17 protein-coding genes are annotated in these 17,701 nt (G+C 57.1%); 1 reads left to right on the plus strand and 16 read right to left on the minus strand.

Features of this window, described 5'->3' with window-relative positions; genetic code table 11:
• Positions 1 to 189: 189 nt before the first annotated feature.
• The 14 genes from der to trmJ form a co-directional block, all read right to left on the minus strand.
• A complete protein-coding gene (gene der / locus V8L71_RS16755; RefSeq protein ID WP_336274853.1) occupies positions 190 to 1,593 on the minus strand; it encodes a ribosome biogenesis GTPase Der in 1,404 nt (467 codons plus the stop codon).
• Positions 1,590 to 2,774, minus strand: a complete 1,185-nt coding sequence (gene bamB / locus V8L71_RS16760) for an outer membrane protein assembly factor BamB (protein ID WP_336274854.1) — start codon at positions 2,772 to 2,774, stop codon at positions 1,590 to 1,592. Before bamB ends, der begins: the two co-directional genes overlap by 4 nt.
• Positions 2,771 to 3,427, minus strand: a complete 657-nt coding sequence (locus V8L71_RS16765) for a YfgM family protein (RefSeq protein WP_336274855.1) — start codon at positions 3,425 to 3,427, stop codon at positions 2,771 to 2,773. The genes bamB and V8L71_RS16765 overlap by 4 nt, the downstream gene beginning before the upstream one ends.
• Before the next feature lie 47 nt (positions 3,428 to 3,474).
• Positions 3,475 to 4,776, minus strand: coding sequence for a histidine--tRNA ligase (hisS, locus tag V8L71_RS16770; RefSeq protein ID WP_336274856.1), 1,302 nt, complete (start codon positions 4,774 to 4,776; stop codon positions 3,475 to 3,477).
• Between the two features lie 61 nt (positions 4,777 to 4,837).
• On the minus strand, positions 4,838 to 5,953 hold the full coding sequence (ispG, locus tag V8L71_RS16775) for a flavodoxin-dependent (E)-4-hydroxy-3-methylbut-2-enyl-diphosphate synthase (protein ID WP_336274857.1): 1,116 nt from the start codon (positions 5,951 to 5,953) through the stop codon (positions 4,838 to 4,840).
• 8 nt (positions 5,954 to 5,961) lie between these two features.
• On the minus strand, positions 5,962 to 7,026 hold the full coding sequence (locus V8L71_RS16780) for a RodZ domain-containing protein (protein ID WP_336274858.1): 1,065 nt from the start codon (positions 7,024 to 7,026) through the stop codon (positions 5,962 to 5,964).
• Positions 7,027 to 7,073: 47 nt separating this feature from the next.
• Entirely contained in the window at positions 7,074 to 7,808 is a 735-nt protein-coding gene (gene pilW, locus V8L71_RS16785; protein WP_336274859.1) for a type IV pilus biogenesis/stability protein PilW, read from the minus strand.
• Positions 7,809 to 7,915: 107 nt separating this feature from the next.
• Positions 7,916 to 9,115 carry a dual-specificity RNA methyltransferase RlmN gene (rlmN, locus tag V8L71_RS16790; RefSeq protein ID WP_336274860.1) on the minus strand — a complete coding sequence of 400 codons (1,200 nt, stop codon included), beginning with the start codon at positions 9,113 to 9,115 and terminating at the stop codon, positions 7,916 to 7,918.
• An 89-nt stretch (positions 9,116 to 9,204) separates the two neighbouring features.
• The gene (gene ndk, locus V8L71_RS16795; RefSeq protein WP_008959763.1) at positions 9,205 to 9,630 is read right to left on the minus strand and encodes a nucleoside-diphosphate kinase; all 426 of its coding nucleotides are present in this window, start codon (positions 9,628 to 9,630) and stop codon (positions 9,205 to 9,207) included.
• Between the two features lie 216 nt (positions 9,631 to 9,846).
• Positions 9,847 to 10,173 carry a HesB/IscA family protein gene (locus V8L71_RS16800; RefSeq protein ID WP_008959762.1) on the minus strand — a complete coding sequence of 109 codons (327 nt, stop codon included), beginning with the start codon at positions 10,171 to 10,173 and terminating at the stop codon, positions 9,847 to 9,849.
• Between the two features lie 30 nt (positions 10,174 to 10,203).
• Positions 10,204 to 11,370 carry an aminotransferase class V-fold PLP-dependent enzyme gene (locus tag V8L71_RS16805; protein WP_336274861.1) on the minus strand — a complete coding sequence of 389 codons (1,167 nt, stop codon included), beginning with the start codon at positions 11,368 to 11,370 and terminating at the stop codon, positions 10,204 to 10,206.
• 39 nt (positions 11,371 to 11,409) lie between these two features.
• Complete coding sequence (gene iscR / locus V8L71_RS16810; protein WP_035564577.1) at positions 11,410 to 11,877, minus strand: Fe-S cluster assembly transcriptional regulator IscR; 468 nt, start codon at positions 11,875 to 11,877, stop codon at positions 11,410 to 11,412.
• A gap of 78 nt (positions 11,878 to 11,955) precedes the next feature.
• Positions 11,956 to 12,843 (minus strand): serine O-acetyltransferase, encoded by an 888-nt coding sequence (gene cysE / locus V8L71_RS16815; protein WP_336274862.1) that lies wholly within the window; start codon positions 12,841 to 12,843, stop codon positions 11,956 to 11,958.
• Positions 12,844 to 12,972: 129 nt separating this feature from the next.
• Positions 12,973 to 13,725, minus strand: coding sequence for a tRNA (cytosine(32)/uridine(32)-2'-O)-methyltransferase TrmJ (gene trmJ / locus V8L71_RS16820; protein WP_336274863.1), 753 nt, complete (start codon positions 13,723 to 13,725; stop codon positions 12,973 to 12,975).
• A 198-nt stretch (positions 13,726 to 13,923) separates the two neighbouring features.
• Here trmJ and V8L71_RS16825 point away from each other — a divergent pair, with 198 nt between their 5' ends.
• Positions 13,924 to 14,718, plus strand: a complete 795-nt coding sequence (locus V8L71_RS16825; RefSeq protein WP_035564573.1) for an inositol monophosphatase family protein — start codon at positions 13,924 to 13,926, stop codon at positions 14,716 to 14,718.
• Between the two features lie 113 nt (positions 14,719 to 14,831).
• Here V8L71_RS16825 and secF read toward each other — a convergent pair whose 3' ends face one another.
• Together secF and secD are read right to left on the minus strand one after the other, a co-directional pair.
• Entirely contained in the window at positions 14,832 to 15,758 is a 927-nt protein-coding gene (secF, locus tag V8L71_RS16830) for a protein translocase subunit SecF (RefSeq protein ID WP_101147308.1), read from the minus strand.
• 34 nt (positions 15,759 to 15,792) lie between these two features.
• Entirely contained in the window at positions 15,793 to 17,646 is a 1,854-nt protein-coding gene (gene secD, locus V8L71_RS16835; RefSeq protein WP_336274864.1) for a protein translocase subunit SecD, read from the minus strand.
• Between the last annotated feature and the right edge of the window lie 55 nt (positions 17,647 to 17,701).

Raw genomic sequence — 17,701 nt, forward strand, 5'->3', positions numbered from 1 at the left:
GAGTGGTGATGGGGGTGGGTGATATGGAGTGGGCATGAATGACAGCCCAGTAAAATCGCGGCTATTTGAGGGCCGAAACCGGACGCTGTCAAGCGAAACTGTTATCGCGGGTGTTACCTGGGATAGGGGGTAACCAAAACGCCCGCTTGACGGTGCAAACGGGCGAATTTGAATAACCAAGATAGCGAATTAACGACGGCTCTTGCGCGCTTCTTTGGTGCGGTTAAGCTCGCGCTTTTTGGCTTTCTCTTTGTCGCTGGCGCCCGCCATGGTGTCAAACGGGTTGCTGCCCGAGCGAAACTCAAAGCGAATAGGCGTGCCGCGTACCTTCAATACCTTGCGGAACGTATTGGTGAGATAACGACGGTACGCTTCAGGCAATGACTCTGTTTGGTTACCGTGTACGACGATAATCGGCGGGTTGCTGCCACCCTGGTGAGCCATGCGCAGCTTGATCCGTCGGCCTTGTACCATCGGCGGAGGATTCTGGCTGACGGCATCTTGCAGTAGGGTCGTTAAACGATTGGTCGACCAGTGAGCGTTAGCGGCATCAAAGGCGCGGTCGATCGAGGGGTAAAGGTCACCTACCGCGGTGCCGTGCAGAGCGGAGATAAAGTGCAGCTCGGCGTAATCGGCAAAGCCCAGGCGGCGCTTCACTTCGGTGCGCATCTTGTCCTTGGCTTCGCTCTCCAGGCCGTCCCACTTGTTAACCGCCAGCACCAGCGCGCGCCCGGTGGTTAATACGTAGTCCAGCAGGTGCAAATCCTGCTCCACCAGACCGCTGGAACCATCCAGCACCATGATCACTACATGCGACTCTTTAATCGCATCCAGCGTCTTGATGATGGAGAACTTCTCAGCGATTTCACTCACGTTCTTACGCCGCCGGATACCCGCGGTGTCAATCAGTACGTAAGGCTTGCCGCGGCGCTCGAAGGGGATCTCGATGGCGTCGCGGGTGGTGCCCGCTTCATCAAAAACCACCACACGGTCTTCGCCCAGCAGGCGATTGACCAATGTTGATTTGCCCACGTTCGGGCGACCAATCACGCCGATACGAACGCCTTTGCTGCCGGTATCGGCAGGGATGCTGGCATCGCGCTCGGGAAACGGTTCTAGTACCACGTCAATCAGGGTAGAAACGTTGCGCCCGTGGGCGGCGGCAATCGGCCAGGGGTCGCCAAGGCCCAGCGACCAGAAGTCGCCCATCGCCGAGTGCTCTTCCAGGCCGTCGGTTTTATTCACCACCAGCCAGGTTTTTTTCTGATTAACCCGCAGGTGGTTGGCAATCGCTTGGTCTGCGGCGATAAGACCGGCGCGAGCGTCGACCATAAACAGCACAATATCGGCTTCATCAATGGCAGCAAGCGACTGCTCCGCCATGGCGGCGTCGATACCCTCTTCGTCACCGCTGATGCCGCCAGTGTCGATCACCGTATAGACCTTGTCGCCCAGCATGCCATTGCCGTACTTGCGGTCGCGGGTGAGGCCGGGAAAGTCGGCCACTAGGGCATCACGCGAGCGCGTTAGGCGGTTAAACAACGTCGATTTGCCCACATTGGGGCGACCGACTAAAGCAATGACGGGTGTCATGGAGTTACTTCCAGGGTTTCCAGGCGACCATTGTTGGCCTGGACATGAATGGTGCTGCCTTCAGTGACCGGGCGAACGCTGATGCCCGAGCTGTGCACGCGAGTGCGGCCTACGATATTGCCTTCACGAGCGTCAATCAGGTGAAGATAACCGTCAAAATCGCCCACGACCAAACGGCCATCGGCAAAGGCGGGTGCGGTCAACCAACGATCTTCAAGATCGTCATTACGCCAGATTTCACGGCCACTGTTAGCATCTAACGCGACGACTTGGCTGTTATCGGTAACCACAAACAGTAAATCGCCGACCAGGATGGGCGTATGGCGGCTAGACAGGTTCGCTTCCCAGAGTAGATCGCCTTGGGTGGCTTCAAGCGCAACGACGCGGCCGTTATAGCTGGTCACGAACAGGCGCCCATCGGGGCTGATGATCGGCTGGCCGGAAAGATCAACTAGGCGCTCGACTTCGCTACGCCCCTGCGGCGTGGCAATCTGCATATCCCATAGCGGTTGGCCACTGCGGTTATCCAGCGTGGCGAGACGGCCATTGGCCAGGCCAACAAAACTAACCGGGTCAATCACCATCGGCGTGCCGGTACCGCGCAGGGTGAGTGAAGGCTGTGAGCTGGTGTATACCCAGCGCTCTTCACCAGTGGCGCGGTCCAAGGCTGTCACGCGGCCATCGACACTTTGCACGACCAGCAGTTGCTGATTGGCCTGGGGCGCGGCAAGCACTTCACTAGAGACCCGTGAACGCCAGCTTTCGCTGCCATCGCTTTGATCCAGTGCGATCACTTCGCCGTTACCGGTCGCTAGATAAACCTGACCGGCAATCGCCGTTAATGCGCTAGAGATGGTGGTATCAAGATCGATTTCCCACTCCACTTCGCCACTATTGGCATTCATGGCCATCACCACGCCTTCAACGTCGGCGGCAAACACAGTGTCGCCTTCACGGGAAGGCGCGATAGGGTAGCGAGCATGGCCTAAACCATCGCCCACGTTTCGATCCCACTGGGTGTCTAGCGAGGAGGTTTCATCGAAACTGCGCAACTCTTTGGGCGTAAAAGCGGGGTCACCTTTGCTGGCGCAACCGGCCAACAGTGCCAGTGTCAGCGCACCCAGGCTCACTCGCATCAGCTTTTTGGAGATGCTCTGATTAAGTGCTGTGCTAATCGTCATTGTGTCGCCTCCTCAGCGCCGAGATCGTCAAGCTTGAACTGCACGCCGTAAAGCGGCTGGTCTTGGGTTTGAGACACTTCCATCGCGGTCTCCCAGGCGTCACGGGCCGCGTCAGTGTCGCCTTGAGCAGCAAAGGCATCGCCCCGCACGTTTGCCCGTTGGGCGGCTAACGCGTCGCTAATGGGCTCGTCTAATAGCGCAAGGGCCTGTGTGGGGTTGCCGTCAGCAAGCTCAACACGCGCTAAGCGCAGCCATGCCAGGCTTTGTACGTAGCGGCGCGATGAGTCGGCAGCACTTTCCAGCGCGGTACGCGCACCTTCCAGGTCGCCTTGCTGTACCGCCAGGCGAGCATCAAGCAGCAGGGCGAGCTCGGCATAGAGCGTGTTGCCATGCTCGTCGGTCAGTTCAACGACCATTTCACGCGCGCTTGCCAGTTGGTCGTCTTCAAGCTCGTTGCCAGCGGTCATATTGACCAACTGCTGGTAGCGCATGGAGGCGGCTTCGGCCTGACCCTGTTGATAGTTCTGCCAAGCATTCCAGCCGAATACCCCCGCCGCTGCCAGGACAGCGCCTGCAATCAACGACATGCCGTTCTCTTTCCACCAGCGCTTAACGGCGTCTAGCTGCTCTTCTTCGCTTCTCAGCTCCACCACGGGCGGGCTCCTATTTCTCTATTGTCGTAGACACAAACAGTCGTAGGCTAAGCGCCTGGGGCTAATAGCTCACGCAGCGTAGCGCCTAAAGTGGCTAACGGCACACGCTGTTGTTCGCGATCATCGCGTAAAAACTTGAGCGTTGCCGACTGCTGCGCAATCTCATCTTCGCCGAGCAGGATCGCCATTGAGGCGGCACTCTTATCGGCTTTTTTGATCCGGCTTTTAAAGCTGCCGCCCCCGCAGTGAAGCTGCAGTTGCAGTTCAGGCAGTTCACCGCGCAAATTCTCAGCCAGCGTGATCGCCGCCGTGGTGGCGTTATCGTCCATCGGTAGCACATACACATCGCAGCCGCCGAGCGCCTCCTGAGGAATCAGTTCCAGGGTGTCGAGCAGCAGAATTAGCCGCTCAATGCCCATGGCAAAGCCAACCGCCGGGGTAGGCTTGCCGCCCAGCTGTTCGACCAAACCGTCGTAGCGGCCACCGGCGCAAACAGTGCCTTGGCTGCCCAGTGCGGTGGTGGTCCACTCGAACACGGTGCGGCAGTAGTAGTCGAGCCCACGCACTAGACGGGGATTGATTACATAATCTATACCTGCCGCTTCAAGCATCTTGGTGAGCTGCTCGAAGTGTTCGCGGGATTCCACGTCCAAGTGATCCATCAACTGCGGCGCGGCATCCAGCATCTCGGCCATGGCCGGATTTTTGGAGTCAAGAATGCGCAGCGGGTTACTGGTCAAACGGCGTTTGGAGTCTTCATCAAGCACGTCATGATGCTGCTCAAAATAGGCCACCAGCGTGTCGCGATAGGCCGCACGCGCCTCAGATGAGCCCAGCGAATTAAGCTCAAGGGTAACGTGCTCCATTAGCCCCAGCTCTTTCCAAAGCCGCGCTGAAAGCAGAATCACCTCAGCGTCGATATCCGGGCCATCAAAACCGAAGGCCTCGACACCAATTTGATGAAACTGGCGGTAGCGGCCTTTTTGCGGGCGCTCATAACGGAACATGGGGCCCTGGTACCACAACCGCTGGGTTTGGTTGTACAGCAGGCCGTGTTCCATTGCCGCGCGCACGCAGCTGGCGGTGCCCTCAGGGCGCAGCGTCAAACTTTCGCTGTTGCGATCGTCGAAGGTGTACATCTCTTTTTCGACGATATCGGTCACTTCACCGATAGAGCGCGCAAACAGCGCGGTTTGCTCAACAATCGGCGTGCGAATTTCATTGAAACCGTAGCGCAGCATGAGCTGGCGTACTTGGGCTTCAAAAAATTGCCAGCGCGGGCTGTCGCTGGGCAATAAGTCGTTCATACCACGGATGGCTTGAATCTTTTTAACGGCGGACTTGCTCAATGAAAACTCCTTATTCTGCCGTTTAGCGCTGGTTGCCCAGGCTGGCAGCTAGCCCCAGCGGTTAAACGCTGCGGGCGATCATAGCGTCTTGCTGCTGCTGTTTTTCGCGCACTTTCTCACGAATCAGCTGCTCCAGGTCGTCGACCAAGTGGTCGTTACGTAGCTTGCTGGCCGGTTTGCCATCGATATAGACCAGATTGGCGGGGCTGCCGCCGGTTAAGCCGATATCGGTCTCTTTGGCTTCGCCGGGGCCATTAACCACGCAGCCAATTACTGAGACGTTCAGCGGCGTCATCACGTCTTCTAACCGCTCTTCGAGCTGGTTCATGGTGCTGATAACATCAAAGTTCTGGCGTGAGCAGCTGGGGCAGGCAATAAAGTTAATCCCTTTAGAGCGCAGCTTGAGGCTTCGCAGCATATCGAAGCCGACTTTAATCTCTTCCACTGGGTCAGCGGCAAGCGACACACGGATCGTGTCGCCGATACCGTCCATCAACAGCATGCCCAGGCCAATCGATGATTTCACCGTGCCTGAGCGCAGTCCACCTGCTTCGGTAATGCCCAGGTGCAGGGGCTGTTCAATGCGCTCGGCAAGGTCGCGGTAGGCGGCGACCGCCATAAACACGTCTGAGGCTTTTACGCTGACCTTAAAGTCTTGGAAATCGAGGCGATCAAGGTAGTCAATATGGCGCATGGCAGATTCCACCAGCGCGGCAGGCGTTGGCTCGCCGTATTTCTTTTGCAGGTCTTTTTCAAGCGACCCAGCGTTGACGCCGATGCGAATCGGAATCCCATGGTCACGGGCCGCACTTACCACCGCGCGTACTCGGTCTTCGCGGCCGATGTTGCCTGGGTTGATACGCAGGCAGTCGACGCCTAGCTCGGCAACGCGCAGGGCAATTTTGTAATCAAAATGGATGTCGGCAACCAGTGGGATATTGACCAGTTTTTTGATCTGGCCAAAGGTTTCGGCGGCGTCCATATCCGGCACGGAGACGCGCACGATATCTGCGCCGGCTTTTTCCAGCTGCTGAATTTGCGCTACGGTCGCGGCCACGTCCAGGGTGTTAGTGTTGGTCATGCTTTGTACGGCAATGGGCGCATCACCGCCCACGGCTACATTTCCAACCTGAATCTGACGGGAATGGCGGCGTTTTATCGGAGAAGGGGCGTGCATAGGACGGGTCACTCTCCCAAGGTGAATCGGGCAACATTGTTGGCGCCTGCGCGGGCGGGAAGATCAACTACCTCGCCTTGGTAGCGCAGTTCAACGCCGGTGGCATTACCCACGGTTAAACGAAAAGGGGGTTCACCTTCGACACTTGTCGAGGTGCCGGGCGTTTGTAAGCCAACGAAAATGCGCTGGTTGGTGGCATCAAAAATTTCAGTCCACGACTGCTCGTTAAACGTCAGCTCAAGCACATTGGCATTGGTGGCTGGCTCTGCAGCGGCGGTTTGCTCGCTGTCAGCGTTACTCTCTTGTTCGGTTGCGAGATCTGCACTGTCATTCTGCTCGGTACTGTTCGCTTCATCGCTTTCTGCGGCAGTGCTGGACGTGCCGCTGTCACTATCCAGGATTGATTCGTTAAGACCCGCAACGGCGTCAGCGTCATCCTGCGCGCTGGGGGCTTGATCCTGGGCAACTGACGGCGAAGGCGACACGTTAGTGGCATTGCTCGGCAGCGTCGCGTTCTCATCGCCACTGGTGAAGCTTGAGCCAGCCGTGGGGCTTTCTGCTTCAGCTGGCTCATTGGCTGGCTCCGCCTGGGTGTTGGCGGTTTCTTCCGTAGAGGTTGAGCCAAAGCCCGGCGGCTCGTTGCCGCCCCGGCTTTGCCACCACATCACGGTTACGGCGATAAGGCCTGCGATCACTAGCAGGGTAACCAGCTTAAATAGCCAAGCGCCAACGCGGGAGGGCGGCCTGGCGGTGGAGACCGGCGTCACTTTGCGTTCGGTGTCGGTACCGCCACTGCGGGCTTGATACGCCTCAAGCACCAGCCGGTCATCCATGCCCAGGTATTTGGCGTAAGAGCGCAGATAGCCGCGCCGATAAGCGGCGACGGGGATTTCCTGATAATCATCCTGCTCAAGCCCTTCCACCACGGCGGGGCGCAAATTCAGCGCCCGGGCCGCATCGGTGAGTGGAATGCCGAGCTGCTCGCGTTGGCGAGCAAGCAGTTCGCCAGGCGAAGCGCTACCAGTAGTGTTAGGACTATCGATAATGTTTTCTTGTGACTGTGTATCGCTCATGGCTGAGCATCCTTCATTAAATAAGCGGTGATCAGGGCGTCAATCAGTCAGTCGTTGCCTAGCAAGCGCTGGTATTCGGCGGCAACATCATGCTCGCCGCGTGCGTGGGCGATATCAACCGCCATTCTTAGCGCTGCTTGGTCGGGCTCGGCGAGCTGTAAATAGGTTTGCAGCGGCGCCCAGGCCTGAGTGTAACGGCCCTGCGAATATTCGAGTTCAGCTAACATTAAATAGCCGCGTGCATTACGCGGATCAATACTCTGCGCGCGCTCCAACCGAGCGCGCGCTTTATCAAATTCTTCCAGTGCCAGATAACACTGCCCTAAATTAGTAAATAGCTGGGCACGGTTGGCGTACTGGGCATCCTCTGATGCGGTTTCTAACTGTTCGCAGGCAGCGTTGAAATTGCCCTGCCCGTATAAAAACGCCGCATAGTTGTTGCGGGCGCGTGTGTAATCCGGCTCAGCGTTAACCGCCTGTTGAAAATAGTCGTTGGCAAGCGCGCGCTCGCCCTGGCGTTGGTAAACCAGCGCTAGTGCTTGCAGTGCTTCTGCATGGCGTGGAGCAATCTCTAGTGCCCGGTCCAGTGCATTGAGTGCGCGAGGAAGGTTATTACGTTCCAGGTAAGCAACGCCTAACTGCGTGTAGGCGTCAGCCGCTTCTGGATTGGCTTGAGGTGTCTGAGTACTGGACGAAGCACAGCCGGCTAGCCACAAGCTGCCGATAAGAACGGCTAGCATGGGCACCCGTGATGGGTGTAGGCGCCTGCGGTGAGCGATCATGTAAATCCTCTTGTGGTGAACGTCCAACAACTAACCTGATGCTACATAAAAACCGTGACCATCAAAGCGCCGTGCTAGGCGGAAGTCAAGATAAGCCCTGTTTACGTTTAGTCAGCATCAAGCTGTACCGACTGAATATAGCGTTCGCTGCGCTTGGTACGGTCTTTCACGCGACCAACGAGTTGACCACAGGCGGCGTCGATATCTTCACCGCGGGTCGTTCTGACCGTAGCGTTGTAATTCAAGTCATACAACCACTGCTGAAAACGCATGACTTGGTTGCGCGATGGCTTTTCGTACCCTGAGTTGGGGAACGGATTAAACGGGATCAAGTTGATCTTGCACGGCAGCTCTTTAAGCAGTGCCGCGAGCTGCTCGGCGTGTTCCTGCTGATCGTTAACGTCTTTGATCAGCGTATATTCGATCGTGACCTGACGATTGTCCGGGCACTTGGCCAGATAGCGATGACACGCATCCAGCAGGGCACGAATATTGTATTTGCGGTTGATCGGTACCAGCTCGTTGCGCAGCTCGTCGGTCGAGGCGTGCAGCGAAATCGCCAGGCTGACATCCATCTCATCGCCGAGCTTATCGATCATCGGTACCACACCGGAAGTCGACAGCGTCACGCGGCGTTTGGACAAACCATAGCCGTTGTCGTCAAGCATCAGCTTCATGGCGGGTACGACGTTGTCGAAGTTGAGCAACGGTTCACCCATGCCCATCATTACGACGTTGGTGACAGGGCGGTTGGCCGTATCGCGACGCGGGCCAACGCTACGCTGGGCGACCCACACCTGGCCGATAATTTCAGCGGCGGTTAAATTGCGCTGAAACCCTTGCTTGCCGGTCGAGCAAAAACTGCAATCCAGCGAACAGCCCACCTGAGATGAAACGCACAGCGTACGGCGTTTACCATTTTCGGCCGGAATCAACACCGTTTCGACGTAACTGCCATCTTCTACTTCGAGCACCCACTTGCGAGTGCCATCGCTAGAGGTGCCTTCGTAGATCACCGCTGGGCCACGAATTTCAGCTACCCGCGCCAGTTTTTCACGCAGCGGCTTGGAGAGATTCGTCATGGCAGCAAAGTCATCACTGCCTTCCTGGTGAATCCACTTCATCAGCTGCGCAGCACGGAATTTCTTTTCGCCGATGGACAAAAAGAAGTCTTCCATCTGCTCGCGGGACATGCCAAGCAGGTTGTGACGTTCAGGCGTCGCTTTGGCAGCAGGCGTGCTGGCGGCGTCTGAGCTATCAGCGTCAGTACGGGGGGCGGGCGTATGTTGGGCTACAGTGGTGGTCATGGCGGTCAGCGTTTTAGAAAGGGGCGGGGGCGAGGCCCCCGCAAAATGGCCGGCAACGGAAGTAGATGCGGCGGCGCTACCTGAAAGGCTTAGCGCGGGCAGATTTCGTCGTTGCCAAAGAAGTAGCTAATTTCGCGCTCAGCGCTTTCCGGAGAATCAGAACCATGGACAGCGTTCGCATCGATTGTTTCCGCGAAATCAGCGCGAATAGTGCCAGGTGCGGCTTCTTTCGGGTTGGTTGCGCCCATCAGATCACGGTTTTTAGCGATGGCGCCTTCACCTTCAAGCACTTGTACAACGACCGGGCCAGAGGTCATGAAACCGACCAGGTCTTTAAAGAAAGGACGCTCTTTGTGCTCTGCGTAGAAACCGCCAGCCTTCTCTTCAGAGAGGTGAACCATCTTCGCGGCAACAACGTTCAGGCCGGCTTTTTCAAAGCGGGCGATGATTTCACCGATCGCATTTTTAGCAACGGCATCAGGCTTGATAATAGAAAGAGTGCGTTCAGTAGCCATGTAAATGGTCTCCATAAATGGGGGCTAAGCAAAATTGCCGCCCCAGTAAAGCCGGGGCGGCCTAGAAAATAATTCGGCTAATAGCGTTTCAGCAGCTAGCGTTTTACAAGCGCACGGGAGTACCCGGCTGCCTGATGTTAGGTATTCAGGGGCGCGATTATAACGCTTAAGCCGGGGGATGAATACCGGCGATGAGAAGAGCTGTCCGCGCAAAGGCTAAACAGTAAAGCTTTCGCCGCAACCGCATTCGTCTTTGACGTTAGGGTTGTTGAAGCGGAAAAAGCGGTTTAAACCTTCGCTGACATAATCCACTTCGCTACCGTTGAGCATTTCGACCGCATCAGGCGCCACATAGACACTTGCGCCGTGCTCTTGAAAATGGACTTCTTCTTCGCTAACGGTGTCGGCGAAATCGAGTACGTAGCTGTAGCCGGAGCAACCGCTTGGCTTGACCGAAACGCGCAGGCCTAGGCCTTGTCCACGCTCATCAAGCACGTGACGAATCTGTTGTGCGGCAGCCGGGGTAATGTTGAGTGTTGCCATGAGGCGTTCTCCTTAAAAATAGTCAGCCGCTTAACCGGGCGGTGTACGTAAACCGCTAACTGCGTGGCGTATGAGCGTTAGCGCATGATCGATTTCTGCTTCGGTAGTAAAACGCCCGAAGCTAAAGCGCAGCGACGAGAGCGCCAGCGAGCGGGGCGTGCCGATGCCAAGCAGTACATAAGAAGGGTCAACGCTTGCCGAGTTGCACGCGGAGCCAGTAGAGACCGCTACATCGCGCAGCGCCATCAGTAATGACTCACCGTCGACGCCTTCAAACGCCAGATTGAGAATATTGGGAACCGCATTATCTAGCGGTGTGTTAGCAAAAACACCTTCTACGCCTTCAAGTCCGCGCAAAAAGCGCTGCTGTAAACGTGTAATGTGAGCGTTGTCGTCATCGTATTGCTGTTGCATCAGCGCGAAAGCTTCACCCATGCCTGCAATTTGGTGCGTCGGTAGCGTGCCGGAACGCATGCCACGTTCGTGACCGCCGCCATGAATTAACGCCTCTACGCGGATATCCGGGTGGCGCTTCACATACAGCGCGCCGACACCTTTGGGGCCGTAGGTCTTGTGACCGGAGAGCGACATCAGGTCAATCTGCTGGGCCATTACGTCTAAGGGGATGCGACCTACCGCCTGGGCGGCATCGGTATGAAAGACCGCCCCAAACTCATGAGCAACGGCCGCCAGGGCGGCAATATCGTTGATGCTGCCCAGCTCATTATTAACCGCCATGAGTGAGACCAGTGCAGTATCGTCGCGCATGGCTTCGCGCAGCTTTTCAGGCTGAATACAGCCGTCACGCCCAGGCGTGAGCCACGTTACCTCAAACCCCTCTTTCTCCAGCGCATGGGCCGTGTCTACGATGGCTTTATGCTCAATCGTCGAGGTCACCAAGTGTAGGCCACGCTCGCGGTTAGCGCGCATAAAGCCGATCAGCGCCAGGTTGTCCGCTTCGGTGGCACCGCTGGTCCAGACAATTTCTCGTGGGTCAGCGCCAATCGCGTCGGCCACTTGGCGGCGGGCCTGCTCAACCACCTGTTCTGCCTGCCAACCTAACATATGGCTGCGCGAAGCCGGGTTGGCGAACAGTTGGTCAACCGTTAGGTAGCGCTGCATAACCTCAACCACGCGGGCATCAGCCGGCGCAGTGGCGGCGTAATCTAGGTAAATGGGCAGCGTGGGTGTGGTCATCGTTATGTTCCAGCAGTTTGTCGGTCAGGGAGCGTTGGGTCAGGGTGAGGAGGCAAGAATACCCGCCTCGGCACGCTGTTTCTGTCGCGATGCAATACGTATGACATCAGGGCGCAGCATCAGTTGTGCCAGCGTCATCTCGTCAAAGAAATGGCGTATCTGAACGGAAAGCTCGCACCACAAGTGGTGTGTCAGGCAGGTGTCGCCCTGCTGGCAATCGGAAAGCCCCTGGCAGCGCGTGGCATCAACGCTTTCATTCACCGCGTCAATCACCTTGGAAACGCTAATCTCTTCCGCAGGTTGTGACAGCAGATACCCGCCGCCTGGGCCGCGTACGCTGTTGACCAAGCCTGCACGGCGCAGGCGAGCAAAAAGCTGCTCTAAATAGGAGAGCGATATCTCTTGGCGCTGGGAGATATCGCTTAGGCTGGTCGGGCCGTTGTGGGCATGCAAGGCTAAATCGAGCATGGCGGTAACGGCGTAACGGCCTTTGGTGGTCAAGCGCATGGCAAGCCCCTCGACGCTGAACGCTCAGCGCACTGACGGCAAATGTGTTGCCATTATGGGAAAACCTGAGTGCTTTGGTCAACCATTACGCGGCGGCAGTGTTTCTTGCTCGGTCTCTTGCCCAGCCTCTTGCTTAGCTGATGGCGGTGTGGCCGAGCGTTTGCCAACGCCTGGGCAGCCGGTGTCGTGCTCATCCAGAATGCCGGCAAAATCTTCTTCGCGTAGCGCCGGTAGCTGGCCGTCACGGTAGTTGTCATCAAGCTTGCGCAGGGTCGAACACATGCGCTCAATTCGTTCATCCACGGCGTGCATATGGTCGAGCATGGCCTGCATCGAGCGGGCTACGGGGTCGGGCATATCCTGGCTGACACCATAAGCATCAAAGCCAAATTTCTGGCAGATAGCCTCGCGACGGGCGGGGTCGACATCCAGCGCCTCTTCCACATCAGGGTCGGTGCGTTTGACAATTTTGCCGGGAATGCCAACCACCGTGGCCCCCGGCGGTACTTCTTTCGTGACCACCGCGTTAGAGCCAATTTTGGCTCCCGCACCCACGGTAAAGGGGCCTAGTATCTTGGCGCCCGCGCCGACAATCACCCCATCGCCCAACGTTGGGTGGCGCTTGCCTTTGTTCCAGCTGGTGCCGCCCAGCGTAACTCCCTGGTACAGCGTGACGTTATCGCCGACCTGAGCCGTTTCACCAATCACCACGCCCATGCCGTGGTCGATGAAAAAGCGCCGTCCGATGGTGGCGCCCGGGTGGATCTCGATGCCGGTCAGCCAGCGTGAAAACGTCGATAGCGTCCGCGCTAGCCATTTGAGGTTTTTTTTCCACAGCCAGTGGCCGCAGCGATGCAGCAGTAGAGCGTGCAGGCCGGGGTAGTTGGTCAGCACCTCAAGAAAGTTACGTGCGGCTGGGTCGCGGTCAAATACGCTGTTGATGTCTTCACGTAGACGTTGAAACATGAGGTGATCCTTGGGCGGTAGAGGTGCAGTCACTCAACTGAAAGTGCATCGCATGAAGATAACTAAACAGACCTTCAACGTGGGGGCGTTAGGTAACGTCTTCAAGTCAGCATCTTCAAGCCTAATAAATTATGACTTGGTTTGCTTGGTGTTGGCGGCCTTCTCGGTGGCCGACAGTATGCCACGCAATATATTCATTTCCATTCGCTCCGGGCGGGCGCGCAGATAGAGCCGGCGCAGTCTCGCCATCAGTTGCCGCGGCTGGTCAGGGTCGTGAAAATCAATGCCGATCAGCGTGCGCTCCAGGTGCTCGAAGTAACGCTCAAGCTCCGCGTGGGTAGCCAGTTCAGCGTCATCGCTCGGCGTCGCTGAGGGCGCATCTGCCTGGCTTAGCCAAGCCATCCGACACTCATAGGCTAGCACCTGCACCGCCGCCGCCAAATTGAGCGAGCTGAAATCGGCATTAGTCGGGATATGCACGTGGGCGTGGCAGCGCTGTAGCTCAGCATTGGTCAGGCCGCTGTCCTCGCGGCCAAACACCAACGCCACGCGTGACTCAGCCGCTTTGCACTCGGCGGGCAGCCGGTCGGCTAATTCCCTGGGCGAGAGCATTGGCCAGGGCAGAGTGCGTGAGCGCGCACTGGCACCCACGGCCAGGGTGCAATCAGCCACTGCGTCTTCAAGAGTAGCGTGCACACTGGCTTGATGAAGCAGGTGGTCAGCGCCGGACGCGCGGGAAATACTGTCCTGGGTAATGACTTCGCAGCGGGGGGCAACAAGGGCTAAATCTGCCAAGCCCATATTGTGCATGGCGCGGGCGACGCCGCCGATGTTACCAGGATGGCTAGTGCCGATTAAAATAATGCGGATGCGCTCAAGCATGAATAAGGCTCGGTGAATAAAAAGGCTCGGTGAATAAAGAGGGTGATGATTATCGCGTAAAACGCGCAGTCTAGCATGAGTCGATGGCATGCCCGAGAGTGGTCTGCTAGAATTGCGCGCCAAAGGCGGCACCTGCGCCTACTTAATGCTCTATTGTTAGCATCACGTTCTTTAACATCACTGTCACAAGGCCCAACCATGAATCCGATGGTCCAATTTACGCTGCGCGCTGCGCGTGGCGCTGTTGAACACTTCCTGCGCGTACGCGAACGTATTGAAAACGCTCACGATGAATTTAACCTTGACCGCCTGCTCGATGAGACAGCGCGCAAGGCCGAAGCGACGATTGTTCAGCAGTTGGAACGCGGTTATCCCCAGCACGGTGTTACCGGCCGCTTTACGCCGCATCGCGCGGGTGAAGGCGAAGGCGCGGATACCGTCTGGAAAATTGAACCGATGCACGGTTACTCCAATTTAGCCGTTGCTGGTAAGGGCTTTGCACTCTCAGTGGTGTGTCTTATCAAAGGTCGTCCCGAGCACGCGGTGATTATCTGCCCGTTCGCCGACGACGAATATATCGCCAGCCGCGGTCGCGGTGCCCAGCACAATGACAAGCGCATGCGTGTGAGCAAACCTACCGCCATTAGCGGTACGCGCATGGCCATGAGCCTGCCAGAAGTTTGGCTGCGCCCCCGCAATTTGCCTGCCTATCTAACCGTTTCACAGCAGCTTGCCCCACAGGTAGAAAACCTGCTGGCAACAGGCTGTGGACTGCTGGATTTGTGTGAGTTGGCCACTGGGCGAGTAGACAGCGCTTTTGTGCTCGGCTTGGAAGAGCAGGACATGCTGGTAGGCACGCTGTTCCTGAAAGAGTCGGGCGCCTTGATGGGAACGCCAGACGGCCAGCCCACGGTGAAAGTGGAAGGACAGCTAATGGCCGCCGGACCGCGTCTTTACAAGGCACTGATCAAGCAGCTAACGCCGCACTTTTAAGCAGCAATGCTGAGCTTTTAAAGATAAAAGCTGTAAAGATGAAAAAAGCCCCTGCTGGGTTACCAGCAGGGGCTTTTTTGTCGGCTAAAGAAGCCATCTAAATGGAGGAGCCGTTAAGGCAACTCCTCCTCTTCTTCATCAAGCTCTTTCTTGGTGGGAATCAAATCCTCCCTCGACAGCTTCAGCGGTAGCAGCAGCGCCGCGGCAATATAGATAGAAGAGAACGTACCCACGACGATGCCGACCAGCAGCGCAATGGCAAAGTTCTCAATCATATCCCCGCCCAACAGCAGCAGCGCGAGCAGCACCAGCACGGTCGTGCCCGAGGTTGCCAATGTACGCGAGAGCGTAGCGTTGATCGCTTCGTTGAAGATCTGCGGCATATCATCGATTCGCGAGGTACGGATGGCTTCGCGGACACGATCATAAACCACGATGGTATCGTTCAACGAGTAGCCGATAACCGCTAGGATTGCTGCGAGCACGGTGAGGTCGAAATCGAGCTGAAACAGCGCGAAAACGCCGACCACGATCACGACGTCATGCAGCAACGCCAGCAGTGCGCCAATCGCAAACTTGTACTGAAAGCGGAACGCTACATAAACCATGACCACGCCGAGGGCGACCAGCAGGCCAAGGCCGCTCTGGTCGCGAAGCTGGTCACCTACCTGGGAGCCCACAAACTCAGAGCGTACCAGGTTGACCGTGTCGCCATCGGCACGTAGTAGGTTAACGACTTCGCCACCCACATCGGCATCAAACGCCTGCTGGAGGCGAATCAGTACCTCGGTGGATGCGCCGAAGGTTTGCACCGAAACATCTTGGAAGCCGCTCTCTTCGAGAAGCACGCGAATAGCATCGAGTGAGGGCGCCGCGCCATAGCGCACCTCAATCAGCGTGCCGCCAGTAAAATCCAGCCCCAGGTTGAGCTGCTGGATCAGGATGGCGCCAATCGACACGATCAAAAGCAGTGCGGAGACGATATACGCGATTTTGCGCCGTCCCATAAAGTCGATTCGCAGGTGTGATAGGGGTTTCATTACCACCTCTTAAGTTCTGGGCTAAGCACGCGGATTAGATCCACAGCTTTTTGACGGGTTTGCTGCCATAGGCCAGATTGACCATGGCGCGAGTCACCATCAGAGCGGTGAACAGCGACGTCAAAATACCGATAGAGAGCGTGACGGCAAACCCTTTCACTGGGCCGGAGCCAATCGAGAACAGGATAACGGCCACTAGCAGCGTGGTGATATTGGCGTCGACGATGGAGGTAAAGGCGCGCTCATAACCGGCTTGAATCGCCTGTTGCACCGACATGCCATTGCGCAGCTCTTCGCGTATTCGCTCAAAGATCAGCACGTTGGCATCGACCGCCATGCCCAGCGTCAACACGATACCGGCAATACCCGGCAGCGTCAGCGTGGCGCCCAGCATCGACATTACCGCGACCAGCAGCGTTAAGTTCAGCGCCAGGGCGATGTTGGCAAACACCCCAAACACCTTGTAACGCACCAGCATGAACAGCACGACCAGCAGCAGACCGATCTGGACCGAGAGCAAACCGCGCTCAATGTTTTCAGCGCCCAAGCTTGGCCCAATCGTGCGCTCTTGCACGAAGTAGATGGGGGCAGCGAGTGAGCCCGAACGCAGCAGCAGCGCCAGTTCAGCGGCTTCTGTCGGCGAGTCCAGGCCGGTGATCCGGAAGCTGTTACCCAAAGCGCTTTGAATCGTTGCCAAGCTAATCAGGCCGCGCTCAACATAGGGCTCGCGCTCAATGGTTTCTTCACCCGTTTCCGGGTCGGTCACCACGGTATCTTCGCTCTTGTGCTCAATGAACAGCACCGCCATGTTGCGACCAATGTTGGTGCGCGTGGCGCGGTTCATCAGCGTGCCGCCGGTGCCATCCAGGTCAATATTGACCTGAGGGCGGCCATTTTCATCAAAGCTGTTGCTGGCGCTGGAAACGCTATCACCGGTAATGATCACATCGCGCATTAGCTCAGCGGTGCGCCCAGGCTCGTTACGAAACGTCAGGGTTTCTGTTTCGTTTTCCGGGGTGTCAGGGCGGGCTTCCAGGCGGAATTCCAGGTTGGCGGTGGCACCCACGATCCGCTTGGCGGCCACGGTGTCTTGAATGCCGGGCAGTTCCACTACGATTTGGTTGGGCCCCTGACGCTGCACCATGGGCTCTGCCACACCCAGTTCATTGACCCGGTTGCGTAAGGTGGTCAAGTTCTGGTTGATCGCGTAGTCCTGGATTTCGTTCACCGACTGATCGCTAAGCGTCATGACCAGCGTGGAAGCGCGGCCATCGCCTTCGCTGCTGTACTCAAACTCAGGGAAGTCACGGCTAATCAGGCTACGTGCCGTATCACGATCTTCTGCACTGGCGAAATCGATCGAAAGCGAACGCTCTTCGACTTCAGTATTGCGGTAGCGGATACGCTCATCGCGCAGTAGCTCACGCATGGCACTGCCATTGACTTCAAGGCGCTGGGTTAACGCGGCATCCATGTCCACTTCCAGTAGGAAGTGCACGCCACCGCGCAAATCAAGGCCTAGCGTCATGGGGGAGGCAGAGAATGCCTGTAGCCACTCCGGCGTTGCTTCAGCAAGGTTTAGCGCTACCGTTGCCTCATCGCCCAATAGGTCGGCGGCAATGTCGCGTGCGGGGAGTTGATCATCGTCTTGGCGCAAACGAATGAGCCACTGACCGTTCTCTTCTTCGAGTGCTTTGATCGCAATACCGTTTTCGCTGAGCGCGGTTTCAACACGGTCTATCTGTTGCTCATTCAGCGAATCGCCTTGGGCGCTGCTGATTTGAATAGCGGGATCTTCGGGGAACAGATTGGGAAGCGAGTAGATAAGGCCAACCACCAGGACGACCAGTATCAGCAGATACTTCCACAGGGGGTAACGGTTGAGCATGCAAGCCCTGCCTTCAATTACAAACGGAATGCTGTGCACGGACTCGCCGTGCACA

The organism is Vreelandella indica, assembly GCF_037070225.1.
GTDB classification, from domain to species: domain Bacteria; phylum Pseudomonadota; class Gammaproteobacteria; order Pseudomonadales; family Halomonadaceae; genus Vreelandella; species Vreelandella arctica.

Excerpts from the sequence above, each read along its gene's own strand:
- V8L71_RS16780 (WP_336274858.1), bottom strand. The coding sequence starts at position 7,026 with ATGAGCGATACACAGTCACAAGAAAACATTATCGATAGTCCTAACACT.
- secD (WP_336274864.1), bottom strand. The coding sequence starts at position 17,646 with ATGCTCAACCGTTACCCCCTGTGGAAGTATCTGCTGATACTGGTCGTC.
- trmJ (WP_336274863.1), bottom strand. The coding sequence starts at position 13,725 with ATGCTTGAGCGCATCCGCATTATTTTAATCGGCACTAGCCATCCTGGT.
- V8L71_RS16805 (WP_336274861.1), bottom strand. The coding sequence starts at position 11,370 with ATGACCACACCCACGCTGCCCATTTACCTAGATTACGCCGCCACTGCG.
- iscR (WP_035564577.1), bottom strand. The coding sequence starts at position 11,877 with ATGCGCTTGACCACCAAAGGCCGTTACGCCGTTACCGCCATGCTCGAT.
- ispG (WP_336274857.1), bottom strand. The coding sequence starts at position 5,953 with ATGCACGCCCCTTCTCCGATAAAACGCCGCCATTCCCGTCAGATTCAG.
- pilW (WP_336274859.1), bottom strand. The coding sequence starts at position 7,808 with ATGATCGCTCACCGCAGGCGCCTACACCCATCACGGGTGCCCATGCTA.
- secF (WP_101147308.1), bottom strand. The coding sequence starts at position 15,758 with ATGAAACCCCTATCACACCTGCGAATCGACTTTATGGGACGGCGCAAA.
- cysE (WP_336274862.1), bottom strand. The coding sequence starts at position 12,843 with ATGTTTCAACGTCTACGTGAAGACATCAACAGCGTATTTGACCGCGAC.
- bamB (WP_336274854.1), bottom strand. The coding sequence starts at position 2,774 with ATGACGATTAGCACAGCACTTAATCAGAGCATCTCCAAAAAGCTGATG.
- ndk (WP_008959763.1), bottom strand. The coding sequence starts at position 9,630 with ATGGCTACTGAACGCACTCTTTCTATTATCAAGCCTGATGCCGTTGCT.
- der (WP_336274853.1), bottom strand. The coding sequence starts at position 1,593 with ATGACACCCGTCATTGCTTTAGTCGGTCGCCCCAATGTGGGCAAATCG.
- V8L71_RS16800 (WP_008959762.1), bottom strand. The coding sequence starts at position 10,173 with ATGGCAACACTCAACATTACCCCGGCTGCCGCACAACAGATTCGTCAC.
- V8L71_RS16825 (WP_035564573.1), top strand. The coding sequence starts at position 13,924 with ATGAATCCGATGGTCCAATTTACGCTGCGCGCTGCGCGTGGCGCTGTT.
- rlmN (WP_336274860.1), bottom strand. The coding sequence starts at position 9,115 with ATGACCACCACTGTAGCCCAACATACGCCCGCCCCCCGTACTGACGCT.